Genomic DNA, 24,741 nt, shown 5'->3' on the forward strand with positions numbered 1-24,741 from the left:
ACCGATAAGGCAGCTGCGCTCCGCGCAGCTGCGGGTCTGAAGTAACCTTCAGACCCCGAGCGCAAGCGAGCTTATCGGGCTTTCAGCGCAGGCTTACATCGCCGCAGGCGATGTAAAGGCGCGCAGCGCCGTGCCGGAGCTAAAAGGCACGGACAAAGCAGCACCGCTCCGCGCGGCAGCGGGCCTGAAGTAAGACCGCGCACGCGGGCTTGCTTCAGCGCCCGAGCGCAGCGAGCTTGTCTGTTCTTCAGCGCAGGCTCATATCGCCGCAGGCGATGTGAAGGCGCGCAAGCGCCGTGCCGGAGCTAAAGAACTGACGATCAGCTCACCTACGACCCCGCCGCGTGCTGCTGCCGCTCGTACTCGCTGCGCTTCATCGTCACGTAGGTGTCCCGGTCCATCTCGCGCAGCTGGCGCGGGTAGCGCTCGGTTTCGCGGAACCACGTCTCGATGCGTTTGTCCACCTGCTGCCCCGGCGGTGCGCCGAGTGCCGCCAGGTGCGCGTCGATCGCCAGGTAGTAACGCATCGCGGTACGCTCGATCGCGCCGCGCACCCCTCCGATGTGGATCGGCTGCCCGGCGCCGTCGCGCCCGACGACGCTGAATCCGACCTTGTCCGCACCCGCCGTCGCCAGGTAGCCCTGCATCGCCAGCTTGCCCGCGATCCCATAGGCGTAGGAGTAGCTGAAGTGCATGAAGGTGCGCTGCCCGTCGATCGGCACCGCCGACACCGTGATTCGGTAGTCGCGCGTGCCGACCGGCCCGGTCGCCGCCGCCAGGCGGCTCTCGAAATAGTCGGGGCGCGCCGCCACCGGTTGCAGCGCGAAGTCGAGGCGGTAAGCGTCCTGCACCGGCTGGTCGTACTTGCGGCCGATCCGCACCTGGAGCATGGCGGCGCCGTTGTTGCGCTCCGCGGCGCGGCAGTACTTCGTGTTGAAGGGCAGCAGCAGCACGTCGCACCAGTCGTCGGGCTGGGCAAGCGCCCCGCTCACCTTGGAGAAAGGATGGTCGAGCACGGCATACACGTCGCCCTTGAGCGTGTCGCCGCGCTCGGACGAGTCGACGTGCAGCGCGCGCCGGAACGCGTTGTGGCGCAGTTCGTCGCGCAGTTCGTCGTATTTGGCGCGCAGCGCGCCCGGTCCGGCGTACGCGTGCGCGCTCGCCCAGCCGGCGGCCAGCGCCAGGACCAGTGCCAGCCTCAGCAGCAGGCGCTGCGTTCCGCGCGAGGGGTCCGGGTGGCTTCTCATGCGTGCTTCCCCTGCGTTTCGTAGGCCAGTTCCGGCGCATAGCCCTGGCCCGCCTGTTCCTCGACGAGTTCCTCGACGTCGAACTGGATCCCGCCCATGAACAGCGAGTGCGGCTGCACTGCGTAGATGTAGCGCCCGCGTTCCCCGAGGTCGAGGGCCAGCCGCAGCTGCGGCTGCTCCACCTGCTCCCAGGCCCGGATGAGGCGGGCCCGCACGAGGTTGTCCGTGCACTGCACCGAGCGCAGCTTGTGGTGGTTGTGCACGAGGTTGATCGCGTCGAGATAGGCCGCCGCGCTCTTGTTGCGGATGTGGAAGTTCGGCGTGACGTCGATGCCGACGGTGAGCACCTGGCCTTCGACCTCCAGCGTGAAGTTGCGTCCGGTGACGCCGTCGCTGCCTTCACCGTACTTGTACGTGAGGTGCAGGTGCGAAGGGGTCTTGCGCAAGGAGTACTTCATGGTCGGTCGATGGTGCGCGGCCGGTGCGCGATGCGTGACAGATTGCGCGAGCCCCGTCGCGCACCCTGTAGGACAACACAGCATTCCCCTGTGAGCGCGGCAGGCACGGCCCGTGGCCCGCGTGGCTTCCTTCCTACAACCGGTCTCCCGCTTCGCTGACGATGGCCGCCCACCGCGCGCCGAAGATGAGATGTGGGCCTCGCGGCCGCCGCACCCGCCAGATGCGCGGGCGTTCAAGGGCGGCTTCGCACTTCATCCATCGTCACAGGAGCATCACATGGCAGCAGAAGACAGAGACCTCAACCGCGAAGACCGCGAGCTGAACCGCGACCTCGAGGACAAGCGCGACATGAACCGTGACCCGATCACCGACGCGCCGGGCGCGCACCCGATCGGGACCGGCATCGGCGCCACCGGCGGCGCCGTCGCGGGCGCCGCGGCGGGGGCCATCGGGGGACCGATCGGCCTGGCGGTGGGCGGCGTCGTCGGAGCCGTGGTCGGCGGACTGGCCGGCAAGGCGGCGGCCGAAGCCGTCAATCCGACGGCGGAAGAAGACCACTGGCGGCAGAACTACACCCGTGAGCCCTACTACGAGCAGGGCCGCAGCTTCGACGACTACGGGCCGGCCTACCGCCTCGGCGCGACGGGGCGCACGAAGTACGAGCACGACTGGGACCAGGCCGAGCCGCGGCTGCGCTCGGAATGGGAATCCTCGCGCGGCACTTCGAGCCTGGACTGGGACAGGGCCCGTCCGGCCAGCCGCGCCGCCTGGGAGCGCGTGGACCGCAACCTGACGGGCGCCGATGACCGCATGGGCGTCGCCGGCGGCAACATGTACACGGCCGACAGCCGCATGCACATGGATCGCGATTCGATGGCTATGAGCGACGGCACCGGCAACCGGATGGAGATGTCGGGCGGCAGCATGGGTTCGACCGGGACGCAAGGCGTTGCCGCGAAGGTCGGCGAAATGCAGAGCGCCGGTGACAACAGCGCCGACCGCGACGACGTCATCGACGTGCTGAAGGACCTCGTCGAAACCTGTTTCGACGGCGAATACGGCTTCCGCGCCTGCGCCGACCAGGCCAAGCGCGAGGACCTCAAGTCGCTGTTCCGCCAGCGGGCCGAGGACTGCCGCCGCGGCGCGCAGGAGCTCGCCGAGCAGATTCATGCCCTCGGTGGCAAGGTGTCGGAAGGCGGCAGCGCGCTGGGCGCGGTCGAGCGCGGCTGGGTCGCGGTGCGGGCGACGCTGTCGACCTACGACGACAAGGCGGTGCTCGAAGAGTGCGAGCGCGGCGAGGACAACGCACTGGCCCGCTACCGCAAGGCACTGCAGAAGCCCCTGCCGGCCAACCTCAAGCTGCTCGTGGAGCGCCAGCTCCAGGGGGTCCAGCGCAACCACGACCAGATCAGGATGCTGCGCAATCAGTTCCGCGCGGCGTCGTGACGGCGCCCTGACGCGCTGGGAGAGGGCCGGCATGCGCCGGCCCTTTTTCCTGGCCGCCGAATCGATGTCCAGCTCCGGCGCCGGCACAAAAGCGCCCTTTTCCTACAGCTGCGCTGCCGCGGCTTTCCGATGATCGGCGCAGAAAGGCTCCTGGCATGGACGAGCGCTCATCCGACGCCCTCAAGACCGACCGCGACAAGCGCAACTTCGACATCACGCCCGAGCCCGCCGCCGGCGGCGCGGCCAACGAGGAAGCGCGCGCGTTCGTGGTACAGAAGCACTGGGCCACCCGCCTGCACTACGACTTCCGGCTGGAGCTGGGCGGCACCATGAAGAGCTGGGCCGTGCCCAAGGGTCCCAGCTTCGATCCGGCGGACAAGCGGATGGCGGTGCACGTCGAAGACCACCCGATCTCCTACAACACCTTCGAAGGCACGATTCCGCCCAAGCAGTACGGCGCGGGCAAGGTCATCGTCTGGGACAAGGGCGTCTGGATCCCGCTGGAGGACCCGTACGAGGGCTTGCGGCAGGGACGGCTCAAGTTCGAGTTGCGCGGCCACAAGCTGCATGGACGGTGGACGCTCGTGCGCATCAAGAACCGGCGCGACGAGCGCCAGGATCCCTGGCTCCTCATCAAGGAGCGCGACGAGCACGTCCGGGCGGCCGGCGAATACAGCGTCGTCGACGCCTTGCCCGACAGCGTGAAGCACTTGCCGGACCAGCCCGCGCCGAAGGGCGCCGCGGTGGCGCCGGCGACCGTCACCGGGGCTTCCGGGCCGCCTGCCGGGGCTCGCGCCGCGCCGCTGCCGGACAAGCTCCAGCCGCAACTCGCCACCCTGGTCGACGAGCCGCCCGGCGATCCGCAGCGTTGGGTGTTCGAGATCAAGTTCGACGGCTACCGCATGCTCGCGCGCGCCGAAGGCGGCCAGGTACGGCTGCTCACCCGCAACGGCAACGACTGGACGGCGAAGCTGCCGGAACTGGCGCGGTCGCTGGAGGCGATGGACCTGCCCGACGGCTGGTACGACGGCGAGATCATCATGCCGGGCACGCGGGTGCCGGCGGACTTCCAGGCGCTGCAAGGCGCCTTCGATTCGGCGCGCACCGCCGACATCGTCTACTACCTGTTCGACCTGCCGTATTGCGCCGGCCACGACCTGCGCGGCGTGCCGCTGGTCGAGCGGCGCGCGGTGCTGCAGCGCATCGTCGAGCGCAGGCCGCAGGACAAGGTCCGGTTCAGCGCGGTGTTCGACGCGCCGCCGCAGGAAATCGTGGCGTCGGCCTGCCGGCTCGGACTGGAAGGCGTGATCGCCAAGCGCCGCGATTCGGCCTACGTGACGCGGCGATCGTCGGACTGGGTCAAACTCAAGTGCGGCCAGCGGCAGGAGTTCGTCGTCGGCGGGTATACCGATCCCAAGGGCTCGCGCACCGGGCTCGGCTCACTGCTGCTGGGCGTGCACGACGAACAGGGCGCGCTGCGCTACGCCGGCAACGTCGGCACCGGCTTCAACGAGCAGACCTTGCGCGAGCTGCGCGCGCGGCTGGGCGAGCTGCAGGCGGGCGCCAGTCCGTTCGCGCCCGACGCGAACCTGCCCAGGCAGGCGCACTGGGTGCGCCCGGAGCTGGTGTGCGAAGTGGCCTTCGGCGAGTGGACCCGCGACGGCCGCATCCGCCATTCGGTGTTCCACGGGATCCGCGACGACAAGCCGGCCCAGGCGATCACGCGCGAAGCAGCCCGGCCGGCCGCGCCCGTGGACCGGCCGGCGAAGTCCGCGAGCCGTCGCAGGGCGGCCCCGTCGCCCGGCAAGGAGGCGGCGGTGCCGGCCGAAGTCGCACTCCCGGCCTCCCTGCGGGTGACCAACCCCGATCGCGTCATCGATGCGGCGAGCGGCGCCACCAAGCTCGACCTCGTGCGCTATTACGCGCTGGTGGCGCCGCTGATGATGGAGCACCTGCGCGACCGTCCGGTGGCGCTGGTGCGAGCCCCGACCGGCATCGGCGGCGAGCTGTTCTTCCAGAAGCACATGGAGCGATACAAGATGCCGGGGGTCGTTCAGCTGGATCGAGCCATCGATCCGGACCATCCGCCGCTGCTGGCGGTGGCGCAGCCGGAGGGCCTGCTGTCCGCGGCGCAGATGAACGTCGTCGAATTCCACACCTGGAATGGCATGACGCGCTCCATCCGCACGCCGGACCGCATGACCTTCGACCTCGACCCCGGCGAAGGCGTTGGCTGGCCGCAGATCCAGGAAGCGGCGCAACTGGTGCATGGCTTCCTGCGGGAGCTGGGCCTCGCCGCGTTCCTCAAGACCAGCGGCGGCAAGGGCCTGCACATCGTCGTGCCGCTCGTGCCGAAGTTCGACTGGGACACGGTGAAGGACTTCTCGCAGGCGATCGTCCAGCACCTGGCGCGCACCATCCCGCAGCGCTTCGTCGCCAAGAGCGGCGGCGGCAACCGGGTCGGCCGCATCTTCATCGACTACCTGCGCAACGGCTTCGGCGCGACCACCGCCGCGGCCTGGTCGGCCCGCTCGCGCCCGGGGCTCGGGATCTCGGTGCCCGTGCGCTGGGAAGAACTCGCGCAGTTGACCTCCGGCGCGCACTGGACCGTCGCCACCGTGCAGTCGCGCCTGGCGGACGGCAACGAGCCGTGGTCCGCGTACGAGGCGAGCCGCAATGGGCTAGCGGCCGCGATGAAGACGCTCGGCTTCAAGGCGAGGTGACCGTGCGAGCCCCGAGAGGTACCCAGTGGCCACGCACGCTGTGGATCGTGCGCCACGGCCAGAGTGCGGGCAACGTCGCGCGCGACTGCGCGGAAGCGGCCGGCCTGCCCGTCATCGACATTGCCGATCGCGACATCGACGTGCCGCTGTCGGAACTGGGACGACGGCAGGCGACGGCGCTCGGCCACTGGTTCGGCGAACTGCCGCCGGACCGGCGGCCCGACGTGCTGCTGTGCTCGCCGTACGTCCGGGCGCGGGAGACGGCGCGCCTGCTGCGCGAGAGCGCGGGACTGCCCGAGGACCAGTTGCGGCTGCGCGTCGACGAGCGGCTGCGCGAGAAGGAGTTCGGCATTCTCGACCGCCTCACCCGCTTCGGCATCCGCCAGAAGTACCCGGAGCTGAGCGACCAGCGGGTGCACGTGGGCAAGTTCTACTTCCGCCCGCCCGGCGGCGAGAGCTGGTGCGACGTGATCCTGCGGCTGCGCAGCCTGCTGGAGATGGTGACGCGCGAGCACGGCGGCGAGCGCGTGCTGGTGGTCGCCCACCAGGTGATCGTCAACTGCATGCGCTACCTGGTCGAGTGCCTCGACGAGGCGCAGATCCTCGCCATCGACCGTCGCGGCGACGTGCCCAACTGCGGCGTGACCTCGTACGAGTACCAGCCCGCGCGCGACGCCCTGGTGCCGGACCTGGTGAACTTCGTCGCGCCGCTGCGCGAGGCGGGCGCGCCGGTGACGGTCGAACCGGACGCCCTGGCGGCGCCCAAGCCGTGATGGCGGGCGAGCCGGGGTGGACATGCCTCGATGCGCGCCTGCTGCGGCACTGGCCGCTGCCGGCCGTCGCGCAGGACGCCGACAAGGAGGATCGCGGCCGGGTGCTGGTCGTTGCCGGCAGCCGCGAGATTCCCGGCGCGGCGCTGCTGGCCGGCATTGCCGCGTTGCGCGCCGGGGCCGGCAAGCTCGTGGTGGCGACGGCGCAGTCGGTGGCCCAGCCGCTGGCCCTGGCGCTGCCCGAAGCGCGAGTGATCGCGCTGCCGGAAAACGATCGCGGCGCCCTGGCGCCGGCCGCCCTCGAACTGCTCGCCGACAGCGCGAGCGGCACTCGGGCGGCGCTGCTCGGGCCGGGGCTGATGGACGACACCGGCACCTGCGAACTTGTCGAGGGCCTGCTGCCGCTGCTGCGCCACGCGCCGGTGGTGCTCGATGCGCTCGCGATGGACGTCGCGCGCCAGGGCCGCCGCTTCGACCAGCCGCTGCTGCTGACGCCGCACGCCGGCGAGATGGCCCACCTGCTCGGAGCGACCAAGGAGGAGATCGTCGCCGACCCGCTGCGGGCCGCCCGCGGCGCGGCGCACCGCTGGAACGCCGTCGTGGCCCTCAAGGGTGCGACCACGGTGATCGCGACGCCGCGTGGCGACTGCTGGCGCCACGAGGGCGGGCACCCGGGCCTCGCCACCTCGGGCTCGGGCGACGTGCTGGCAGGGCTGGTCGCGGGGCTGGCCGCGCGGCAGGCGCCACTGGAACAGGCCGGAGCATGGGGGGTGGTGCTCCACGCCGGAGCCGGCGCGGCACTGGCGCGGCGGCTGGGGCCGCTGGGGTTCCTGGCGCGCGAACTGGCGGCGGAAATTCCGCCCCTCGTCAGTCGCCTGCAGCGGCGGTCGGCGGCCGCCAGGGCAGCGTGAGCTGCAAGACCAGCGGCGGGCCTTCCCGGGACACCGTCACGCCTTCGGCCGCCGCGAGGGCTTCGACATCGGTCCACTCTAGCCGCCGGTAGGCCGGCTCGGCGACGAAGGAGGGCTCGCCCTGCGTCGGCCGCACGGTGAGCGTGAGCACCAGTGCGGGCCCGGTCGCGCGCGCCGCCAGCGTGAGATCGGCGGGGGCGAGCGTATGGTCGGTGGCGTGGATCAGCGCGGCCGTCACCACGCCGCGCATCGCCGAGCGCCGGACCTCGCCGGCCAGGTCGCCGACCTCGCTGCGCAGGTTGTAGCCGCGGAACGTGAGGCTGGTGGCGACCAGCCCCAGGCATTCGCGCACGCCGGCTTCGGCGGTGGTGGCCACCTCATCGTCGGGCGCAAGCCAGGTCACCACGTCCAGGCAGGAATGAAGCGCGGCCTTGGCGAAGCTGTTGATCTTGTGCGCGCTCTCGTGCACGTCGCGCAGGTCGGGCTGGGGCGCCTTGAGGCGGCGGTCCATGACCTCGTAGATCATTCCGATCGGCTGCAGGTTCACCACCAGGTGGTGCCGCATCGAGGGGGCCAGGCGGCGCAGCAGCGTGTAGCGCGCCGCCTCGGCCAGGCGGTCCGCCACGAAGCCCGGCACGGGCTCCTGGACCGAGGGCGGGGTGGGGCTCATCAGGTCAAGGGTATTTCACAGCGTCGACCCTTGTCAATGAAGAACCCCTGGCGTGCCGCGCGCGGCACGGCCGCGTCACTTGTCGGACCAGGGCATCTCTTTCCAGAGCGCACGGAAGGTCGCGTCGCCGTTTTGCAGCTCGGCGGCATACTGCGCCGGCGGCAGGTAGCGCAGCGGAGCGAAGTACGACGCCGCCTGCGCCTGGAACTCCTTGTCCTGCACCGTCTTCTCCAGCGCCTTGACCAGCGCCTCGCGCACCGCCGGCGGCAGGCCCTTGGGCGCCGCGACGCCGCGCAGCGAAGCCATGACGATGTCGAAGCCCTGCTCCTTGAAGGTCGGCAGGCCGGGCGCCAGGTTGGTGCGCGCCACGCTCATCTGGCCCAGGTTGCGCAACGGCGTGCCGCCCTTGGCGTACTGCAGCGCCTCGCCGATGTTCATCGCGGCGACGACGATCTGCTTGGAGGCGATCGCCTTGTGCACCTCGGCCGCGCCCTTGAAGGGGATGTGGTTCATCTTCACACCCGCCGCCTTCTCGAACATCATGGTCGCGAGGTGGTCGTCCGAGCCGATGCCGGTGGTGCCGTAACTGACGGCGCCGGGATTCGCCTTGGCGTACGCGGCCAGTTCGCCCAGCGTCTTGTACGGGCTGTCGGCATGCACGCTGAAGTTGCCCGGATCGTCGACGACGTTGCCCAGCAGGTCGAAGCTTTCCCAGGTGAACGTGGCCTTGCGCTCGATCGGCACGGTGAGCACGTTGGGCGTGTTGATGAAGCCGATCGTGTAGCCGTCCGGCGCGGCGGCCGCCACGGCGCCGAAGCCGATCGCGCCGCCGGCGCCCGGCTTGTTCTGCACGACGATCGCGGCGTTGTTGCCCAGGTACTTTTCCATGTACTTGGCCAGCACGCGGGCGATGATGTCGGTGCCGCCGCCGGGTGCGTACGCGACGATCATGTTGATCGGGCGTTCCGGATAGGCGGCGCGCGCCGCGGTGGGCGCCATGCCGACCAGGGCGGCGCCGGCCAGGAACAGCGCAGGAAGGGCGCCGAGGATCTTGCGTCGCGGGGTTGCGTACTGCTGCATTGTCGTCTCCTGTGAATGAACCGGTGCGTCAGGCGGTCGCGGCCAGCGCCGTGCGGCCGCCCGCGCCGAGCGCCTGGAGGCGGGCCTGGAAGGCGGGCCACACCTCGGGATTGATCAGCCGCGGCGGGCGGTGCCCGGCGAGCAGCTGCAGGATCTGCTCGGCCGCGATGACGGCCATGTTGCGGCGCGCCTCGTGGGTCACGCCGGCGGTGTGGAAGGTCGCGAACACGTTGTCCATCTGCAGCAGCGGATGGTCCAGCGGGGGCGGCTCCTGGTCCCAGACGTCGATGCCGGCGCCGGCAAGGTGGCCGCTGCGCAGCGCGTCGGTCAGCGCCGCCTCGTCGTGGATCCCGCCGCGGGCCGTCGTGATGAAGAGGGCGCCCTGCCTCATGCGGGCGAACGCGGCCGCGTCCACCATCTTCAGAGTGGTCTTGTCGCGCGGGCAGTGAAGGGAAACCACGTCCGAGCGTTCCAGCAGTTCCTCGAACGTCACCGGGGCCGCGCCGCGCCGGACGATCTCGGCCGGATCGAGCAGCGGATCGGTGGCGAGCACCTCCATGCCGAACGCGCGCGCCAGCGCCGCGACGCGGGTGCCCACGTGCCCGATGCCGACGATGCCCAGCGTCTTGCCGCGGATCTCGTGGCCCATCACGTCCTCGCGGCCGAACCCCTGTTCGCGGCGCAGCCGGCGGTCGCATTCCAGCATGCGGCGCGACACGCCGAGCAGGAGCCCGAACGTGTGCTCGGCCACCGAAGCGGCGTTGCCGCCGGCCTGGTTGACGACCGGAATGCCGGCCTTGGTGCACGCGGCGACGTCCACGGTGTCGTAGCCGGCGCCGGTCGACGACACGCACAGCAGCCCGGGACAGCGCTGCAGGAGCGAGTCGGTCACGAACCACTGCTTCGGCAACTCGTCCTTCGCGGCCGAGACGTGATAGACGTGCGCCTGCGCCAGCAGCGCCGCCGCGGCTTCGTCGGCGCCGCGCCGCGGGAAGACGTCGAGGACCACCCCCTCACGCTCCCGGAAAAAGCGGTCGAAGGCCGGATCGATCCACAGGTCCGCGCGGACCACTCGCATCAGGGGTGCGGTCATCGCAGACCTCAGCGCGGCTCGGGATCGCAGCCGATGCGCTTGAGGGCCGCATCGATCCACGCGATGTCCAGGCGCCCTTCGTTGATGGCGGCCATGGTCTTCGTCTCCGCCGCCACCTTCTCGGTGGCGGCCCGCAGCACGGCCTCGGCGTCGTCGTAAGGCACGCAGAGGAAGCCGTCGGCGTCGCCGACGATCAGGTCGCCCGGATGGATGACCATCCCGTCGATGGCGATCGGCACGTTGATCTCGCCGGGACCGTCCTTGTACGGACCGCGGTGCGTGACGCCCGCGGCATACACCGGGAAGCTGCCCGCGGCGATCGTCTCGACGTCGCGGATGGCGCCGTTCATGACGAAGCCGGCGACGCCGCGCTGCGAAGCGTTGGTCACCATCAGCTCGCCGACCAGGGCATTGGTCAGGTCCCCGCCGCCGTCGACGACGATCACGTCGCCGGGCTGGGCCATGGCGATCGCCTTGTGGATCATCAGGTTGTCGCCGGGGCGCGTCTTGACCGTCAGCGCGGGGCCGGCGAGCCGGCCCGAGCCGTGCATCGGGCGCAGCCGCGCACCGCCGGCCGTCATGCGCGCCATGCAGTCGCTGATGTTGGCAACGGGGATGGCGCGGAAGCTGTCGACGAGGGACTCGCTCACTTGCCGCTGGCGCTTGCAGATCTGCAATCCAATCATGTTCCGAAGGTTCCTGTTCGGCCGGCGAACCGCCGCCGGCTGCTCTGGCGCGACTGTACTCGAAAAAAACAATACGGCATCATTCCAAACCAGTGAGACGGCTCTTTAGAGGGAAGACCCCAATGAAGCGACGGGGCGAAATACAATTTTTGAACAATTGAGGGACAATCCCGCTTCACCGCCCCGACCGAGTCCACATGCCCAGCGCCAGCGACACCGCCTACGAGCTCCTCAAGCAGCGCCTCGTTGCGGGCAGCTATCCGCCCGGCGCCCAGCTGAAGGAGGAACACGTCGCGCGCGAACTGGGCCTGTCGCGCACGCCGGTGCGCGCCGCGCTGAAGCGCCTCATCGACGACGGCCTCGCCACCGTCGACGCGCGCCGCGGGGTGCGTGCCGCCGAATGGACCGACGCCGACATCAGCGAGACCTACCACCTGCGCAGCCTGCTGGAAGCGCATGCGGCGCAGCGCGCCGCGCAGCGCCGCGATCCGGCGGTGGTCGCCGCGCTGGAGCGCCTGAACGACGAGATGGCCGCGGCGATCGCCCGTGGCGGGGACGACATGGCGCTGAACCTGCAGTCCATCAACAGCCGCTTCCACCGCACGGTGCTCGACGCGTCGGGATCGCCGCGCCTGAAGCTGCTGCTCGCGAGCATCATCGACATGCCGATCGTCGTGCGCTCCTTCTTCGTGAGCACCCGAGCCGACCTGGCGCAGAGCCTGCAGCACCACCGCGACATCACCGCGGCCATCGCGGCCGGCGACGGCGAAGTGGCGGCGCAGACCATGCAGGTGCACCTGCGCCTGGCGACGCACCGCTTCTTCCAGCGGCGCGCCGACTTCGTGAAATCCCAGCACGCGGCCGCCGGCCGCGCTGCGCAGCAACCGACAACCTGAAGCAGCATGGCGCTGCACCGTTTTCCCGCATGAGCACCCACGACTCCTCCGCGCCGCTGTCCGGCGCCGCCCCAGGCACCACCTCCAGGCCCGCAACGGTGCGTGCGCCCGCGCCTCGGCTGGCCCGCATCCTGTCGCTTCACGACTTCGAGCTGGCCGCACGCGCCCACCTGCCGCGGCCGGTCTTCGGCTACATCAACGGCGCCGCCGAGGACAATCACTCCGAACGCGGCAACCGCACCGCGTTCGACGCCTGGGACTTCGTCCCGCGCGTGCTGGTCGACATCTCCAGGCGCAGCACGGCCACCACCTTGTTCGGCGAGACCTACGCGGCGCCGTTCGGCATCGCGCCGGTCGGCCTGAGCGCCCTCTCCGCCTATCGCGGCGACATCGTGCTCGCGCAGGCAGCGGCGCGGGCCGGCGTGCCGATGATCATGAGCGGCTCGTCCCTGATCCGGCTGGAGGAAGTCGCCCAGGCGAGCCCTGCCGCCTGGTTCCAGGCCTACCTGCCGGGCGACGTCGCGAACATCACGGCGCTGATCGAGCGTGTGGCACGGGCCGGCTTCACGAAACTGGTCATCACGGTGGATACACCCACGGCGGCCAATCGCGAGAACAACGTGCGGGCGGGCTTCTCCACGCCGCTGCGGCCCACCGTGCGGCTGGCCTGGGACGGCATCACCCACCCGAGATGGCTGTTCGGCACCTTCCTCAAGACGATCGCGCGGCACGGGGTGCCGCATTTCGAGAACAACTACGCGCGGCGCGGCGCGCCCATCATCTCTCCGAACGTGGAGCGCGATTTCTCCGACCGAGGCCACCTGAGCTGGGAGCACTTCGCGCTGATCCGCCGCCTGTGGCAAGGCATCCTGGTGATCAAGGGGGTGCTGCATCCCGACGACGCGCGCCGCGCGCGCGACCACGGTGCCGACGGCGTCATCGTGTCCAACCATGGCGGCCGCCAGCTCGATGGCGCGGTCGCGCCGCTGCGGGTGCTGCCGGAGATCGTCGCCGCCGTCCCCGAACTGCCGGTGATGATGGACAGCGGCGTGCGCCGCGGGGCCGACGTGCTGAAGGCGGTCGCGCTGGGGGCGAAGATGGTGTTCGCCGGCAGGCCGTTCGCCTATGCCGCCGCGGTGGGCGGGCCCGACGGCGTCGGCCACGCGATCGACATCCTGCAGACCGAGGTGTCGCGCAACATGGCGATGCTCGGGATCTCGCGGCTGGAGGAACTCGACCGCGAGCGGTTCCTGCGCCGGGCGGAAGCGCGCTGAGGCGCTTCAGTCCCCGTCGTAGCGCACCGGCGTGCTGTAGCGCGGGTCGGCGTGCCAGTCCCAGTAGGTCTTCGCCAGCTGGCGGGTGAGCGGGCCGACGCCCCCGCTGCCGACAGCCTGTCCGTCGACCCGCGTCACCGGCAGGACGCCGCCGCCCGAGGTGCTGAGAAACACCTCCTGCGCGGCCCGCGCTTCGGCGGCCGGCAGCGCGCGCACTTCGCACGGAATGCCGAGCGCGTGCGCCATCTCGAGCACCGTGCGGCGCGTGACTCCCTCCAGCACGCCTTCGGCGGGCGTGACGAGCCGGCCGCCGGTGACGGCGAACACGTTGAAGCCAGGCCCTTCCACCACGTTGCCGGCCGCATCCGTGAGCACCACCGTGTCGGCGCCGGCGTCGAGCGCGCCCAGCAGGCCCATGGTGAGGTCGTTCCAGTGGTAGTTCTTGGCGCGCGGATCGACGCTGGCGGCCGGGATCCGCTGCACCTCGCTGATGCGCAGGTGCAGCCCGCGCTGCCGCTGCTCGTCGTTCGCGATCCACACATAAGGCACCGCGAACGCGTAGAACTGGTTGACCGCCTGGCGCGGGTCGCGTGAGCCCCATGGCGGCTGGCCCCGCGTGACGATCATCTCCACGTACGAGCGGCGCAGCCGCGCCAGGCTGACGCAGCGCTCCAGGACGGCAGTGATCTCGTCGCGGCTGCGGCCCGGGTCCAGCCGGAAGCGCCCGCAACTGGCCAGGAAGCGATCGAGGTGCGCATCGAGCCGGAAGAAGGCGCCCTCCCACACCGTCACGACGTCGTAGGTCGCATCCGAGCGCAGGAAGCCCCAGTCGGTGATCGGCACGCAGGCCTGGCCGATCGGGACGAATTCGCCGCGCACGAAGGCGGCGCCCTGGGAGAAATCGCAAGCGGCGGTCATCCGCTCATTCTGGGCATGCCGGCCCGGGCCCGCAAGGCCGGGCGCTGTCGGCTCTGCGTCCGGCTGTCCGCTTGCTGATTTCAGCTGCCGCCCTTGTGGGTGCGCTTGCCGGGGTTCTTCTTGTTGCGGGTGGCGCGGCCGCGCTCCAGGCTCTGCCGCTGGCCGCAGCCCTCGCGGCGGATCTGGTAGCCCTCCGCGCACTTGGGCGCGGGGGTGCGCTTGCGGTCGGCTTCGGTGACGATCTTGTTGCCCATGGCTGCCTCTTCGAAAAGGGCGGATTGGGCCATGGACCGGCCGCGAGCGCGTTGCGCCCCGTCAAGTTTTGCGCGAACTGGTTCAGCCGGCGCTGCTCGCAAGCACGATCTTGCCGAGGTGCCGGTCGGCTCGCATGTGCTCGCGCGCCGCCTCCAGCTGCTCGAAGGGGAAGGCGCGGTCGACGAGCGGCGTGATGCGCCCATCCGCGACGGCCGGCATGAGGTCGCGCACGAACCCCGGGACGTCGGCAGCCCGCTGCTCGGGGGTGCGCATCTTGTTCGACACGCCGAACAGGATCAGCCGGCGCGCGTGGAGGGCCTCGATATCGATCGGCGCCTTCAGCGTGCCGTCGACGTAACCCACCATCCCGAGCTTGCCTTCGAACGCCAGGCAGCGGATCTCCTCGGCGAACACCGAGCCGCCGACGTTGTTCACGACCATGTTCACGCCGGCGCCGCCGGTGGCCTGCATGACGGCGTCGTGGAAATCGGGCTCGCGGGTGCACAGCGCCACGTCGAGCCCCTGTTCGCGCAGGCGGGCCAGCTTGTCGGCAGCGCCGGAAGTCCCGATCACCTTGGCGCCGAACGCCTTGGCGACCTGCAGGCTCGCCACGCCGACGCCGGACGAGACGCCGTTGACGAGCACCCAGTCCGACGCGGCGACGCGCCCGTGCAGCAGCAACAGGTCGTAGGCGACCTGGTAGACGACCGGAATGGCGGCCGCCTGCTCCCACGACAGGCGCTGGGGCACGGCCATCGCCTCGCGTACGTCCATGACCGCGTACGTGGCGAAGGCAGCCGGGCAGCGGCCCATGACGCGCTGCCCCGGCTGCCAGCCGGTGACGCCGGCGCCGGCGGCGACCACCTCGCCGGCCGCCTCGAAGCCGATGGCGCGCGCCCCCGGGCTGGCGTGCAGCCCGTGCCCCGTGATGAACTCGCCCCGGTTGAGCCCGGCCGCGTGCACGCGCACCAGCAGTTGCCCGGGACCGGGCTGCGGCTGCGGGCCCTCGCGCAGTTGCAGCACGGCGCTGTCGCCGTTCACGTCCATCCACCAGGTCTGCATGATGTCTCCTTGTTCTCAGCGGCCCGTGAACACGGGCCTGCGTTTTTCCATGAAGGCGCGCCGGCCTTCGGTGTAGTCCTCGCTTTCGAAGCAGCCGAGGATCATGGAACGGCACTGGTCCATGTCGAGGTCCGGCGAGGGCTTGAGGATTTCGCGCGTGATCGCCTTGGCGGTGCGGATCGTCAGCGGCGCATTCTGGTCCATGGCCGTGGTGTATTCGGCCAGCAGCTGCGGCAGTTGGTCGGGCTCGCAGACCCGGGTCAGCAGGCCGAGGGCCTTCGCCTCCTGCGCATCGATCCGGCGAGCCGTGAAGAACAGATCCTTGGCCGCGCCGGGGCCGATCAGGTCCACCAGGTTCTTCATCGCGGAATAGCGGTAGCCGAGCCCGAGGCGGGCGGCGGGAATGGCGAACACCGAGTCGGTCGCGGCAATGCGGATGTCGCAGGCGATCGCGACGTTGACGCCGCCGCCGATGCAATACCCGCGGATGCAGGAGAGCGTGGGCTTCCCGAAGTCGTGGATGCTGGCGAGGGCCTCCTCGGCCAGCACTTCGTACTTCGCCACGGCCTCCCTGGCGGCGCGCATGTCCTCGAACTGCGAGATGTCGGCGCCGGACACGAAGGCCTTTTCGCCCGCGCCGGAAAACACGACCAGCCGCACGCCGTCGTCCCCCGCCGCCTGCTGCAGCAGCGGCGGTACGGCGGCCCACATGTCCACCGACAGCGCGTTGTGCTTCGCCGGATTGTTGAAGCGGATGTGGAGGGCGGATCCCTCCAGCCAGGTCTGGACCCGGTCGGTGGGCGAGCGGTAGGGCGCGGGAGAGGACATCGGTGGACTCCGCAAGGTGGTCAGGCACGGGGAGCAAGCCCGCTCACGAGGGCCCGGCCCGGGACCGGTTCGTCGAAGGGCGCAGTGTGCCCGAGCCGGCCCGCGGGCGGCCGTCGGGTTTGCCCTCGTTGCTTGCGCCTGCACGCTCGAGCTTCGGGCAATTGCACCCCGTCCTGGCGCGCATGCCCGCGCCGTCGTATACTGGCAAGTATTCAATTACTTACCAAGATCACCATGAGCACCGCGCCCGCCAGGCTGCCGACCGAGGAACGGCAGGCCGAGATCGTCACCGCCGCGCTGGAACTCGCGAAGGAAACCAGCCCGGGACTGATCACCACCAGCGACATCGCCGCCGGCGTCGGCGTGAGCCAGGGGGCGCTGTTCAAGCACTTTCCGACGAAGGACGCGATCTGGCTGGCTGCGATGGGCTGGGTGCGCGGCCAGTTGCTCGCCCGACTGGAGAAGGCGGCGGACCAGGCCGCATCGCCGATGGATGCGCTCGCGGGCATGTTCAAGGCGCACGTCGGCTTCGTCGCGAGCCATCCGGGCGTTCCGCGCTTCATCTTCCACGAGCTGCAGCGCGCGGCGGATTCGCCGGTCAAGCAGGAAGTGCGCAAGCTGCTGCAGGCCTACCGCAAGCTGCTGCGCCGGCAGCTGGACGCGGCCGTGGCGCGGGGCCAGGTATCGCCCAAGGTGGACCTGGAAGCGGCCGCCACCTTGTTCGTCGGGGTCGTGCAGGGCCTGGTGATGCAGTCCATGCTGAGCGGCAACGCCGCGGCCATCAAGGGCCAGGCCGACGCCGTCTTCGCCATCTACCGCCGCGGCATCGAGGAGCTCGCATGAAGATCGCCAGCCTGTTCTCGCGGCGAGTGGCGCTGGCCGCCGTGGCCCTCCTGCTGGTGGGCGCGCTCGGTTTCGTCATGCTGCGCTCCGGCCCGCTCGCGCCGACCCGCGTCACGGTGCAGCAGGCGCAGACCGGCGTCGTCCAGCCCGCACTGTTCGGGCTCGGCACGGTGGAGGCGCGGCGTACCTACCTGGCGGGTCCCACGGTCGCCGGCCGGGTGGCGCGCGTGCTGGTCGACGTCGGCGACAGCGTGAAGGCCGGGCAGTTGCTGGCCGAAATGGACCCGGTCGATCTCGACCAGCGTGCCACCGCCCTCGAAGCGTCCGTCGCCCGTGCCGGCAGTGCCGCGGCGGCCGCCGAAGCACAGCGGCGCGACGCCCTCGCCCGCCGCGAACTGGCTGCGGCGAACGCGCAGCGCTACATCGAGCTGGGGGCGAAGAACTTCATCAGCGCCAGCGCCGTCGAGGCCAAGCGGCAGGAGCAGGCGTCGGCCGAAGCGGCGGTGGCCGCCGCCGAGGCCAACCTCGCGGCGGCCCGGCAGGACCGGCAGCGCCTGGCCGCCGAACGCGCGGCCCTGCGCCAGCAGCGCGACAACGTGCGCCTGCTGGCGCCGGTCGACGCGCTGGTGATCGGCCGCGACGCCGAACCGGGCTCCACGGTGGTGGCCGGGCAAGCGGTGGTCAAGCTGGTGGACCCGCGGTCGATCTGGGTGAAGACCCGCTTCGACCAGGGCCGCTCCGGTGGCCTGGCCCCGGGCCTTCCCGCCTCGATCGCGCTGCGGTCCGATCCCACGCGGGCGCTCGCCGGCCGCATCGCCCGCGTGGAGTCGGTCAGCGACAGCGTCACCGAGGAGCGGCTGGCGCAGGTCGCCTTCGACCAGCTGCCACCCGGCATCGCGATCGGCGACCTGGCCGAAGTGACGGTGACGCTGCCGGGGAATTCGCCGGCGGTGCTGGTGCCGAACGCGGCGATCCGCCAGCTCTCCGACCGCACCGGCGTGTGGGTCGCCGATGCCGACGGCCTGCGCTTCGTGCCGGTGCGCCTGGGCCACGCCGGACTCGACGGGCGCGTCGAGGTGCTGGCCGGGCTGAAGACCGGCGACCCGGTGGTGGTGCACAGCGAGCGCGAGCTCGGCTCGCGCAGCCGCATCAAGATCGTCGACACCATCGTGGGACAGCGCTCATGATCAGCCTGGCGGGTCGCGACATCCTGCATTCGGCGGGCAAGTTCGTTCTCACCGGCATCGGGCTGGGTCTGCTGATCGGCGTCACGCTGACGATGGCCGGCCTGTACCGCGGCATGGTGGAGGACGCCCGCGTGCTCCTGGACAACAGCCGGGCCGACCTGTGGGTGGTGCAGCAGGACACGCAAGGCCCGTACGCGGAATCCTCGAGCCTGCGCGACGACGTGGTGCGCACCGTGCGCGGCTTGCCGGGCGTCGCCCGCGCGGCCAACGTCACCTACTTCACGATGCAGGTGGGCCGCGGCAGCACCGAGGTGCGCGCCATGGTGGTCGGCTTCGAACCGGGCGGGCCGGGCAGCCCGGGCGCGCTGGTGGCGGGGCGCCAGGTCACCCGCAGCCACTACGAGGCCGTCGCTGACGTGAAGACCGGCTTCGCCGTCGGCGACCGCATCCGCATCCGTCGCCAGGAGTACACCGTGGTGGGCCTGACCCGGCGCGCCGTGTCCTCCGGCGGCGACCCGATGGTGTTCATCCCGCTCAAGGACGCCCAGGAAGCGCAGTTCCTCAAGGACAACGACGCGATCGTGAACGAGCGGGCGCGCACCGCGGCCAACCCCGCGTTCAACCGCCCCGGCGTGCCGGGGCTGCTGGACGCCGTGCAGGCGGCGCAGAGCAGCAACCACAACGTGAACGCGGTGCTGGTGCAGGTGGCGCCGGGCTGGGATGTCGAGCAGGTGGCGCAACCGATCCGGCGCTGGAAGCACCTCGGCGCCTTCACGCGGGCGCAGATGGAGGAGATCCTGGTCGCGAAACTGATCGCCACTTCGGCGAAGCAGATCGGCATGTTCCTGGTGATCCTGGCGATCGTCAGCGCCGCCATCGTCGCGTTCATCATCTACACCATGACGCTCGGCAAGATCCGCGAGATCGCCGTGCTGAAGCTGATCGGCACGCGCAACCGGACGATCGCCGGCATGATCCTGCAGCAGGCGCTGGGCCTGGGCGTCATCGGCTTTGCCGTGGGCAAGATCTCGGCCACCTTCTGGGCACCGCTCTTCCCCAAGTACGTGCTGCTGGAGCCCGGCGACGCCGTGCGCGGGCTGCTGGCGGTGATGGTGATCTGCGCGGTGGCGAGCACGCTCGCGATCCGCACGGCGCTGCGCGTCGATCCGGCCGCGGCGATCGGAGGCTGAAGAAATGTGCCCCCACGCTCACTCGCGTTCGCTGCCCCCCGAGGGGGCTTCAGCCTCCTTGAGGCGGCTCGGCGGAGGCTGACATGGAGGGCATCCGCATCGAGGGCCTGCGCAAGCGCTACGGCGCCGGCGACACCGCAGTGGACGCGCTCAAGGACGTGAACCTCACCGTCGCCGCGGGCGAGGTGGTGGGCCTGATCGGCCCGTCCGGCTCCGGCAAGAGCACGCTCCTGAAATGCCTGGGCGCGGTCGTCGAGCCCAGCGGCGGGCGCATGACGCTGGGCGGCCAGGTGATCTACGACGATGGCTGGAAGCTCGCCGACCTGCGCGCGCTGCGGCGCGACAGCATCGGCTTCGTGTTCCAGGCGCCGTACCTGATCCCGTTCCTGGACGTCACCGACAACGTGGCGCTGCTGCCGATGCTCGCCGGGCGGCCCAACGGCGAGGCGCGCCGGCGCGCCCTCGAGCTGCTGCAGGCGCTGGACGTCGGCCATCGCGCGAAGGCGCAGCCGTCGGAGCTGTCCGGCGGCGAACAGCAGCGCGTGTCGATCGCGCGGGCGCTGGCCAACCGGCCGCCGGTGATCCTCGCCGACGAACCGACGGCGCCACTCGACAGCGAACGCGCCCTGGCGGTCGTGCGGATCCTCGAGGACATGGCCGCGCGGCACCGCACGGCAATCATCGTCGTCACGCACGACGAAAAGATCATCCCGACCTTCAAGCGCATCTACCACATCCGGGATGGGCGCACCTACGAAGAGGCGGGCGAAGGCCGCCGCCTCGAGGAAGGAGTTCCCTCATGACCGCGGCCCCGCCCGATCGCTTCCTGCGCGCCGCCGCCATCGTGGCCGCGCTGTTCGGCCTCGCGACGATCGCCTCCGGCGGCAACGCGCTGTCCGGCGGGCCGGCGGCGCGGCAGGCTGCCGGGGCCTACGTCCCGTTCGTCCTCTGGTTCAACTTCCTGGCCGGCTTTGCCTACGTCGCCGCCGGCGCCGGGTTGTGGCTGCGACGGCGCTGGGCCGCGATGCTGGCGCTGGTGATCGCCGGTACCACGCTGCTGGTGTTCGCCGCGTTCGGCGTGCACGTGCTGAACGGCGGCGCCTACGAGGTGCGCACCGCCGGCGCCATGACCTTGCGCTCGCTGGTGTGGATCGCGATCGGCTGGCTGGCCTGGCGCCGGATCGCGCGCCTCGGTTGATCGTCAGGAGCGCTCGACGGCGAACGCCGAGCGCTTGCGCGCGAAGGCCCCGCCCGATGCCAGCACGGTGGCGCCGGCCCAGAACACCGCTCCCACCCCGACCGCCGATCCCAGCGCACCGAACACCAGCGGAAAGAAGGTCTGGCTCGCGCTGACGATCGAGGTGCGCATGCCGACGGCTTCGCCGGCGCGCGCCGGCGGCGCCGTCAGGTGCAGCAGGCTCATGGCCATCGGCGTGCCGCAGCCGACGCTGAGGCCCATGGCAAACGCCGCCGCGACCATCAGCGGGAAGGTGCCGGCGAGCGGGAATACCGTGTAGCAGACGGCGGCCACGAACAGCGCCCAGCTCATGATGCGCCACTCGCTCATGCGGGCATGAATGATCGGCAGCAACAACCGGATCGCGAAGGTGCCGGCGCCGAACGCGCCCATCAGCGTGCCGGTCAGGGTGGCGCTCAGGCCGGCACGGGCCCCTTGCAGGGGCGCGAGGAACTGGAACATGTCCCAGGCCATGGTCAGCAGGCCGCTCACGATCAGCACCGCCCGCAGCGGCGGGTGCCGCAGCAGGTCCAGCACCGGGCCGGGTGTCGCGGGCAGCCCGGCGACCGGGGCGCGGGCCCCCGCCCGCAGGAAGGGCCACAACAGGCCGAACGAGACGGCGGCGAACGCCAGCATGGCCAGGAAAGCCGCCGCGTAGCCCAGTTGGTCGATCACGAAGCCGGCCACCAGCGGGCCGCTCATGCCGGAGATCGAGAACCCCATCGCCAGCACGGAGAACGAGTGCGTGAGCTGGCGCGCCGGCGTGAGCTGGCCCACGGCGTTCTGCACCGCCACGTGGGCCAGCGTGTAGCCGGTGCCGATCAGGACGCTGGCGACGTACAGGGCCGGCATGGTCCGCAGGCCCGCCGAGATCAGGCTGCCCAGCGCCAGTGATGCCAGGCCCACCGCCGCGGGCCGTGCGAATCCCAGGCGATCGGCCCAGCGCCCCATGTGGATGGAGAGGACCATCGGCACGACCATCAGCAGGCTCATGAGCAGGCCGATGGCGAACGGGGACGCGTCGAGCGCGACGGCCTGCAGCGTGAGGGTGAAACGGTTGCCGGCGAATGCGATGTGGCCGAGGACGAGCAGGCAGATCAGCCTGAATGGAACCGCATGGACTGCTTCACGGAATGGCACCGCGGGAGTGTAAAGGTGGCACGATGTCCCCGCCCAGGCGTGGAACGCTGCAAAGCTTTCGTCTGACAGCGGACTTCACGCCGTCTCCGGCAGCAGTGGCAGCGGATCGAATTGCGCCGCCAGCGGCGGCGGCAGCGGCGTGTCGATCAGCAGGCAAAGGCAGCGCAGCGCGTCGTGCGTGCGTTGCGGCCAGCCGGCCAATGGCTGCCCGGCGATCCACTGCTTGACGAGCGCCGGCCGCTCCATCCGCCCCAGCAGCACGAGGCGGTCGAGCGCCGCCGCGAGCTCGCCGGCGGACGGCATCGGCAACTCGCCGGCTGGCGGCAGGCGCAGGCCCGCATGCACGGCCCGCAGCCATCGCGCGCGTTCCTCGACCGACAGCGACGCCGCCAGCGCGCGGCTGACGAGCGCGACCGGATGCGCCAGTTCGGCCAGTGCGAGCCCGCGCCGCTCCGCCGAGAGCCGTTCGCCGTGCATCCCGAGCTGGCGCTGCAGCACCAGCCCCTCCAGGTATTCGGCGAGCGAGACGCGGCCATCGGCCTGCGCCACCGCGCGTGCGCCGCCCACCAGCGCCGCACGGTCCGGCGCCGGCAAGGCCGCCGCCAGCCGCAGCAGGCGCTCGAACCACGGCAACCGGCGGCGCGGCGGCAGGGACTGCACCGACTGCAACAGCCGTTCGTGCGCGGCCTGGTCCGGCACCGCCCGGCGCCAGGCCTGCATTTCCGCCGCGGACTGCGGCGGCACCAGGCAGGCAAGCACGGCGGCGTGCACCGGCCCGGGCATGGTGGTGGCTGACAACTCGAAGAGCGGCGCCTCGAGCGGACTGGCCGCGGCTTCGGGCGCGGCCGCCTGACCGCTGCCGGCGAGGCCCGTGGCCGTGACCTGCGCCAGCGCGGGCATGGCACTGAACTCGAACGCAGGCAACGCCGGCCCGCCTGCTTCTGGCTGCGGCAGCGGGTCGTCCGGCAGCGGCGGCATGTCACGGCCGAAGATCCGCCGCAGCCGCTCCTGGATCGGGGGATGACTGGCGAGCCACGCCGTGGGCAGCACGGCATCGGCCGAGAGCAGCAGATGCGACACCACTTCGGCGTTCGCACTGGCCATGCGCTCGCCGCGCCCGACCTGTCCCGCCACCTTGCGCAAGGCGTTGCCCAGCCCCGTCGGCTGCCGCGTGAACTGCACGGCGAACGCATCGGCCAGGTGTTCGCGCTGGCGCGACACGCCCGCGCGCAGCAGTCGCCCGGCCAGCCACCCGACGCTGCCGGCCAGCGCCAGCGCCGCGCCGATGGCCAACGCCGGTCCGCGCCGCCCGCGGGTGTCGACCGAGCTCATGAGGTCGCGCCCGAAGTTGAAAACCATCTGCAGGCCGAACACCATGCCGATCAGGCGCATGTTCAATCGGGTGTCGCCGTTGAGGATGTGCGCGAACTCGTGCGCGACCACGCCCTGCAGCTCGTCGCGGGTGAGGCGATCGAGCGCGCCGCGCGTGACCACGACCACGCTGTCCTGCTGCTCCCAGCCCGCCGCCAGCGCGTTGATGGTCGGCTCCCGGTCCAGCACGAACACCCGCGGCGACTTCAGGCCCGACGCGATCGCCATCTCGTCGACGATGTTGCGCAGGCGCCGTTCCGCCATGCCTTGCGGCGTCGCGACTTCCCGGCCACCCACCATCCGCGCGACATGCGCGCCGCCGTCGCGCAGGCGCAGCGATTCGAGCCACGCCCCGCCCAGCACGAAGCCCAGGGTCAGCGCCGTGTTGGTTTCGAAGAACCAGTTCGGGTAGCCGAAGAAACCGCCGAACTGCAGCCGCCATGCGAGCGCCAGCGCCGCGTTGACGCCGGCCACGGTGAACAGCACGGTGAGCGCGAACAGCGCCAGCAGCTTGCGCGTGGCCGCGCGGGCCTGCTCCTGCTGCTGGCGGAAGCGCATCGCGCCGCCGTCAGAAGCTGTGAATGAATTGATCGCGCCCGCGACGGAGTGCATCAGGGTGCAGGCGCAGGCGCGGTCCGCGGTCCAGGCTGGCCGCCTGGACCAGGGCCGTAACGCCCGCCTGCGCCCTGAGGCGCCCCGTCCCGCAGGGCGAGCCGCGGCACGCAAGCGCCGAGACCGGTGCCTCGAACAAGGCTCGCGCGGGTGCGAGGAATTCGTTCACAGCTTCTCAGAACTGGACGCGCGGCGCCTGCCGCTCCTGCTCCGACTGGGTGGATTGCAGCATGGCGGCGGGCGCGAAACCGAACACGCCGGCTATGAGGTTCGCGGGGAACTGCCCGGTGCCGTTGTTGAAATCGAGCACCGCGTCGTTGTAGGCCTGGCGCGCGAAGCCGACGCGGTTCTCGGTCGACGTGAGTTCCTCGGACAGCTCGCGCATGGTCTGGTCCGCCTTCAGCTGCGGATAGGCTTCGGCCACCACCATCAGGCGGCCCAGCGCGCTGCCCAGCGTGCCTTCGGCCGCCCCCAGCGCCGTCATCGAGGCGGCGGCGACTGGATCGCGGCGGGCCGCGATCGCGGCGGCGCAAGCCTGGTTGCGGGCGGCGATGACGGCCTCCAGCGTGTCGCGCTCGTGCTGCAGGTACTTGCGCGCGGTCTCGACCAGGTTGGGGATCAGGTCGTAGCGCCGCTTCAGCTGCACGTCGATCTGGGCGAACGCGTTGGCGATGGCGTTGCGCAGCCGCACCAGCCGGTTGTAGATGGCGATGACGGCTACGGCCAGGACGGCCGCCACCAGCGCGAGGATGGTGATTTCCATGAGCCCCTCCAGCGGGCGAGTGTACGGCTGAGCTGGGCGGGCGCCAAGCGCCCGCATACACTCGCGCCAGTCCGGCCCGC

General features: G+C 71.1%; 24 protein-coding genes. 11 read left to right on the plus strand and 13 right to left on the minus strand.

The features are described from left to right. Window positions 1–329: 329 nt before the first annotated feature. Together RAMLITH_RS11835 and RAMLITH_RS11840 are read right to left on the minus strand one after the other, a co-directional pair. Window positions 330–1,247, minus strand: a complete 918-nt coding sequence (locus tag RAMLITH_RS11835) for a hypothetical protein (RefSeq protein ID WP_168107601.1) — start codon at window positions 1,245–1,247, stop codon at window positions 330–332. Continuing rightward, complete coding sequence (locus RAMLITH_RS11840; protein ID WP_168107602.1) at window positions 1,244–1,705, minus strand: hypothetical protein; 462 nt, start codon at window positions 1,703–1,705, stop codon at window positions 1,244–1,246. Before RAMLITH_RS11840 ends, RAMLITH_RS11835 begins: the two co-directional genes overlap by 4 nt. 349 nt (window positions 1,706–2,054) lie before the next feature. On the opposite strand from RAMLITH_RS11840, the gene RAMLITH_RS11845 reads away from it, so the two are divergent. The 4 genes from RAMLITH_RS11845 (at window position 2,055) to RAMLITH_RS11860 (ending at window position 7,556) form a co-directional block, all read left to right on the plus strand. Further along, window positions 2,055–3,152: a ferritin-like domain-containing protein gene (locus RAMLITH_RS11845; RefSeq protein ID WP_168107747.1), complete on the plus strand. Its 1,098-nt coding sequence runs from the start codon at window positions 2,055–2,057 to the stop codon at window positions 3,150–3,152. 155 nt (window positions 3,153–3,307) lie between these two features. After that, window positions 3,308–5,875 (plus strand): DNA ligase D, encoded by a 2,568-nt coding sequence (ligD, locus tag RAMLITH_RS11850; protein WP_168107603.1) that lies wholly within the window; start codon window positions 3,308–3,310, stop codon window positions 5,873–5,875. Between the two features lie 2 nt (window positions 5,876–5,877). Next, the gene (locus tag RAMLITH_RS11855) at window positions 5,878–6,648 is read left to right on the plus strand and encodes a histidine phosphatase family protein (RefSeq protein WP_168107604.1); all 771 of its coding nucleotides are present in this window, start codon (window positions 5,878–5,880) and stop codon (window positions 6,646–6,648) included. Then, window positions 6,648–7,556, plus strand: coding sequence for an NAD(P)H-hydrate dehydratase (locus tag RAMLITH_RS11860; protein ID WP_168107605.1), 909 nt, complete (start codon window positions 6,648–6,650; stop codon window positions 7,554–7,556). Before RAMLITH_RS11855 ends, RAMLITH_RS11860 begins: the two co-directional genes overlap by 1 nt. On the opposite strand, the gene RAMLITH_RS11865 is transcribed toward RAMLITH_RS11860, so the two are convergent. From RAMLITH_RS11865 to RAMLITH_RS11880, 4 genes are all read right to left on the minus strand, one after another. Beyond that, window positions 7,513–8,226 carry a hypothetical protein gene (locus tag RAMLITH_RS11865; protein WP_168107606.1) on the minus strand — a complete coding sequence of 238 codons (714 nt, stop codon included), beginning with the start codon at window positions 8,224–8,226 and terminating at the stop codon, window positions 7,513–7,515. The two genes, RAMLITH_RS11860 and RAMLITH_RS11865, sit on opposite strands and share 44 nt — an antisense overlap. A 75-nt stretch (window positions 8,227–8,301) precedes the next feature. Next, window positions 8,302–9,306 (minus strand): tripartite tricarboxylate transporter substrate binding protein, encoded by a 1,005-nt coding sequence (locus tag RAMLITH_RS11870; protein WP_168107607.1) that lies wholly within the window; start codon window positions 9,304–9,306, stop codon window positions 8,302–8,304. Window positions 9,307–9,334: 28 nt separating this feature from the next. Next, window positions 9,335–10,399 (minus strand): hydroxyacid dehydrogenase, encoded by a 1,065-nt coding sequence (locus RAMLITH_RS11875; protein WP_238344138.1) that lies wholly within the window; start codon window positions 10,397–10,399, stop codon window positions 9,335–9,337. An 8-nt stretch (window positions 10,400–10,407) separates the two neighbouring features. Continuing rightward, window positions 10,408–11,085, minus strand: coding sequence for an RraA family protein (locus RAMLITH_RS11880; protein WP_168107608.1), 678 nt, complete (start codon window positions 11,083–11,085; stop codon window positions 10,408–10,410). A 197-nt stretch (window positions 11,086–11,282) separates the two neighbouring features. Between RAMLITH_RS11880 and RAMLITH_RS11885 the strand changes: the two genes are divergently transcribed. Together RAMLITH_RS11885 and RAMLITH_RS11890 are read left to right on the plus strand one after the other, a co-directional pair. Further along, complete coding sequence (locus RAMLITH_RS11885; RefSeq protein WP_168107609.1) at window positions 11,283–11,981, plus strand: GntR family transcriptional regulator; 699 nt, start codon at window positions 11,283–11,285, stop codon at window positions 11,979–11,981. 29 nt (window positions 11,982–12,010) lie between these two features. Then, window positions 12,011–13,255: an alpha-hydroxy acid oxidase gene (locus tag RAMLITH_RS11890; RefSeq protein WP_168107610.1), complete on the plus strand. Its 1,245-nt coding sequence runs from the start codon at window positions 12,011–12,013 to the stop codon at window positions 13,253–13,255. A 6-nt stretch (window positions 13,256–13,261) separates the two neighbouring features. On the opposite strand, the gene RAMLITH_RS11895 is transcribed toward RAMLITH_RS11890, so the two are convergent. From RAMLITH_RS11895 to RAMLITH_RS11910, 4 genes are all read right to left on the minus strand, one after another. Next, entirely contained in the window at window positions 13,262–14,173 is a 912-nt protein-coding gene (locus RAMLITH_RS11895) for an aminotransferase class IV (protein WP_168107611.1), read from the minus strand. Between the two features lie 80 nt (window positions 14,174–14,253). Continuing rightward, the gene (locus RAMLITH_RS11900) at window positions 14,254–14,427 is read right to left on the minus strand and encodes a hypothetical protein (protein ID WP_168107612.1); all 174 of its coding nucleotides are present in this window, start codon (window positions 14,425–14,427) and stop codon (window positions 14,254–14,256) included. An 82-nt stretch (window positions 14,428–14,509) separates the two neighbouring features. Beyond that, on the minus strand, window positions 14,510–15,490 hold the full coding sequence (locus tag RAMLITH_RS11905; RefSeq protein WP_168107613.1) for a zinc-binding dehydrogenase: 981 nt from the start codon (window positions 15,488–15,490) through the stop codon (window positions 14,510–14,512). Between the two features lie 15 nt (window positions 15,491–15,505). Beyond that, window positions 15,506–16,318 (minus strand): enoyl-CoA hydratase, encoded by an 813-nt coding sequence (locus RAMLITH_RS11910; protein ID WP_168107614.1) that lies wholly within the window; start codon window positions 16,316–16,318, stop codon window positions 15,506–15,508. A 234-nt stretch (window positions 16,319–16,552) separates the two neighbouring features. Here RAMLITH_RS11910 and RAMLITH_RS11915 point away from each other — a divergent pair, with 234 nt between their 5' ends. The 5 genes from RAMLITH_RS11915 (at window position 16,553) to RAMLITH_RS11935 (ending at window position 20,736) form a co-directional block, all read left to right on the plus strand. Continuing rightward, the gene (locus RAMLITH_RS11915; protein ID WP_168107615.1) at window positions 16,553–17,161 is read left to right on the plus strand and encodes a TetR/AcrR family transcriptional regulator; all 609 of its coding nucleotides are present in this window, start codon (window positions 16,553–16,555) and stop codon (window positions 17,159–17,161) included. After that, on the plus strand, window positions 17,158–18,348 hold the full coding sequence (locus RAMLITH_RS11920; RefSeq protein ID WP_168107616.1) for an efflux RND transporter periplasmic adaptor subunit: 1,191 nt from the start codon (window positions 17,158–17,160) through the stop codon (window positions 18,346–18,348). Before RAMLITH_RS11915 ends, RAMLITH_RS11920 begins: the two co-directional genes overlap by 4 nt. Beyond that, a complete protein-coding gene (locus RAMLITH_RS11925) occupies window positions 18,345–19,538 on the plus strand; it encodes an ABC transporter permease (protein WP_168107617.1) in 1,194 nt (397 codons plus the stop codon). Before RAMLITH_RS11920 ends, RAMLITH_RS11925 begins: the two co-directional genes overlap by 4 nt. Window positions 19,539–19,621: 83 nt before the next feature. Beyond that, on the plus strand, window positions 19,622–20,341 hold the full coding sequence (locus RAMLITH_RS11930; RefSeq protein ID WP_168107618.1) for an ABC transporter ATP-binding protein: 720 nt from the start codon (window positions 19,622–19,624) through the stop codon (window positions 20,339–20,341). Then, entirely contained in the window at window positions 20,338–20,736 is a 399-nt protein-coding gene (locus RAMLITH_RS11935; protein ID WP_168107619.1) for a hypothetical protein, read from the plus strand. Before RAMLITH_RS11930 ends, RAMLITH_RS11935 begins: the two co-directional genes overlap by 4 nt. Before the next feature lie 3 nt (window positions 20,737–20,739). Here RAMLITH_RS11935 and RAMLITH_RS11940 read toward each other — a convergent pair whose 3' ends face one another. The 3 genes from RAMLITH_RS11940 to RAMLITH_RS11950 all read right to left on the minus strand — a co-directional run bounded on the left by RAMLITH_RS11940 (window position 20,740) and on the right by RAMLITH_RS11950 (window position 24,661). Next, window positions 20,740–21,915 carry an MFS transporter gene (locus RAMLITH_RS11940; RefSeq protein ID WP_168107620.1) on the minus strand — a complete coding sequence of 392 codons (1,176 nt, stop codon included), beginning with the start codon at window positions 21,913–21,915 and terminating at the stop codon, window positions 20,740–20,742. A gap of 75 nt (window positions 21,916–21,990) precedes the next feature. Further along, window positions 21,991–23,844: a M48 family metalloprotease gene (locus RAMLITH_RS11945; protein WP_168107621.1), complete on the minus strand. Its 1,854-nt coding sequence runs from the start codon at window positions 23,842–23,844 to the stop codon at window positions 21,991–21,993. 229 nt (window positions 23,845–24,073) lie between these two features. After that, window positions 24,074–24,661 carry a LemA family protein gene (locus tag RAMLITH_RS11950; protein ID WP_168107622.1) on the minus strand — a complete coding sequence of 196 codons (588 nt, stop codon included), beginning with the start codon at window positions 24,659–24,661 and terminating at the stop codon, window positions 24,074–24,076. Window positions 24,662–24,741 lie beyond the last annotated feature (80 nt).

The sequence above is a fragment of the Ramlibacter lithotrophicus genome, assembly GCF_012184415.1.
In the GTDB taxonomy this organism is placed as follows: domain Bacteria; phylum Pseudomonadota; class Gammaproteobacteria; order Burkholderiales; family Burkholderiaceae_C; genus Ramlibacter; species Ramlibacter lithotrophicus.

What these genes read in the sequence shown, in the direction of transcription:
- RAMLITH_RS11835 (WP_168107601.1), bottom strand. Translation starts at nt 1,247, where the DNA reads ATGAGAAGCCACCCGGACCCCTCGCGCGGAACGCAGCGCCTGCTGCTG.
- RAMLITH_RS11840 (WP_168107602.1), bottom strand. Translation starts at nt 1,705, where the DNA reads ATGAAGTACTCCTTGCGCAAGACCCCTTCGCACCTGCACCTCACGTAC.
- RAMLITH_RS11845 (WP_168107747.1), top strand. Translation starts at nt 2,055, where the DNA reads ATGAACCGTGACCCGATCACCGACGCGCCGGGCGCGCACCCGATCGGG.
- ligD (WP_168107603.1), top strand. Translation starts at nt 3,308, where the DNA reads ATGGACGAGCGCTCATCCGACGCCCTCAAGACCGACCGCGACAAGCGC.
- RAMLITH_RS11860 (WP_168107605.1), top strand. Translation starts at nt 6,648, where the DNA reads ATGGCGGGCGAGCCGGGGTGGACATGCCTCGATGCGCGCCTGCTGCGG.
- RAMLITH_RS11865 (WP_168107606.1), bottom strand. Translation starts at nt 8,226, where the DNA reads ATGAGCCCCACCCCGCCCTCGGTCCAGGAGCCCGTGCCGGGCTTCGTG.
- RAMLITH_RS11870 (WP_168107607.1), bottom strand. Translation starts at nt 9,306, where the DNA reads ATGCAGCAGTACGCAACCCCGCGACGCAAGATCCTCGGCGCCCTTCCT.
- RAMLITH_RS11875 (WP_238344138.1), bottom strand. Translation starts at nt 10,399, where the DNA reads ATGACCGCACCCCTGATGCGAGTGGTCCGCGCGGACCTGTGGATCGAT.
- RAMLITH_RS11880 (WP_168107608.1), bottom strand. Translation starts at nt 11,085, where the DNA reads ATGATTGGATTGCAGATCTGCAAGCGCCAGCGGCAAGTGAGCGAGTCC.
- RAMLITH_RS11885 (WP_168107609.1), top strand. Translation starts at nt 11,283, where the DNA reads ATGCCCAGCGCCAGCGACACCGCCTACGAGCTCCTCAAGCAGCGCCTC.
- RAMLITH_RS11890 (WP_168107610.1), top strand. Translation starts at nt 12,011, where the DNA reads ATGAGCACCCACGACTCCTCCGCGCCGCTGTCCGGCGCCGCCCCAGGC.
- RAMLITH_RS11895 (WP_168107611.1), bottom strand. Translation starts at nt 14,173, where the DNA reads ATGACCGCCGCTTGCGATTTCTCCCAGGGCGCCGCCTTCGTGCGCGGC.
- RAMLITH_RS11900 (WP_168107612.1), bottom strand. Translation starts at nt 14,427, where the DNA reads ATGGGCAACAAGATCGTCACCGAAGCCGACCGCAAGCGCACCCCCGCG.
- RAMLITH_RS11905 (WP_168107613.1), bottom strand. Translation starts at nt 15,490, where the DNA reads ATGCAGACCTGGTGGATGGACGTGAACGGCGACAGCGCCGTGCTGCAA.
- RAMLITH_RS11910 (WP_168107614.1), bottom strand. Translation starts at nt 16,318, where the DNA reads ATGTCCTCTCCCGCGCCCTACCGCTCGCCCACCGACCGGGTCCAGACC.
- RAMLITH_RS11915 (WP_168107615.1), top strand. Translation starts at nt 16,553, where the DNA reads ATGAGCACCGCGCCCGCCAGGCTGCCGACCGAGGAACGGCAGGCCGAG.
- RAMLITH_RS11920 (WP_168107616.1), top strand. Translation starts at nt 17,158, where the DNA reads ATGAAGATCGCCAGCCTGTTCTCGCGGCGAGTGGCGCTGGCCGCCGTG.
- RAMLITH_RS11925 (WP_168107617.1), top strand. Translation starts at nt 18,345, where the DNA reads ATGATCAGCCTGGCGGGTCGCGACATCCTGCATTCGGCGGGCAAGTTC.
- RAMLITH_RS11930 (WP_168107618.1), top strand. Translation starts at nt 19,622, where the DNA reads ATGGAGGGCATCCGCATCGAGGGCCTGCGCAAGCGCTACGGCGCCGGC.
- RAMLITH_RS11935 (WP_168107619.1), top strand. Translation starts at nt 20,338, where the DNA reads ATGACCGCGGCCCCGCCCGATCGCTTCCTGCGCGCCGCCGCCATCGTG.
- RAMLITH_RS11945 (WP_168107621.1), bottom strand. Translation starts at nt 23,844, where the DNA reads ATGCGCTTCCGCCAGCAGCAGGAGCAGGCCCGCGCGGCCACGCGCAAG.
- RAMLITH_RS11950 (WP_168107622.1), bottom strand. Translation starts at nt 24,661, where the DNA reads ATGGAAATCACCATCCTCGCGCTGGTGGCGGCCGTCCTGGCCGTAGCC.